This is a genomic window from Escherichia sp. AM3 (genome assembly GCF_032029835.1).
Classification (GTDB): domain Bacteria; phylum Pseudomonadota; class Gammaproteobacteria; order Enterobacterales; family Enterobacteriaceae; genus Escherichia; species Escherichia coli.
On record NZ_JAVUPQ010000564.1, the window covers coordinates 1 to 462 of the forward strand.

Genomic DNA, 462 nt, shown 5'->3' on the forward strand with positions numbered 1-462 from the left:
TTATGCCGGGGAGCTCTCGCTCTGGGTGCAGCACACCCTTCGAGGACGGGCAATCGACAGTATTCAAAAACTTGACGGCGCAGGCCAGGATGCGCTGCGCACCGGGCAGGTGATTTCACGGACCAACAGCGATCTGCAGCAGGTGCATACCCTGCTGCAGATGTGCCCGGTGCCGCTGGCAGTGTTCACTTATTACATTGCCGGCATTGCCGTGATGCTGTGGATGTCCCCTGCCATGACGCTTATCGTCGTGTGCGTACTGGTATGCCTGGCGATCACCGCGCTTCGTGCGCGTCGTAGGGTCTTCGCGCAAACCGGGCTGGCCTCGGACCAACTGGCGAATCTCACCGAACATATACGCGAGGTGCTGGCACAGATCTCAGTGGTAAAATCCTGTGTGGCAGAGATGCGTGAAACGCACTGGCTCGATAGGCAGTCGCGGCAGATTGTGCGTGTACGCAT

1 protein-coding gene is annotated in these 462 nt (G+C 59.1%); it reads left to right on the top strand.

Going from position 1 to position 462, the window contains the following annotated elements; translation table 11 throughout:
• Positions 1 to 462 (top strand): ABC transporter transmembrane domain-containing protein (locus RTW80_RS27255; RefSeq protein ID WP_312721206.1); only part of this gene is annotated, 462 nt, incomplete at both ends.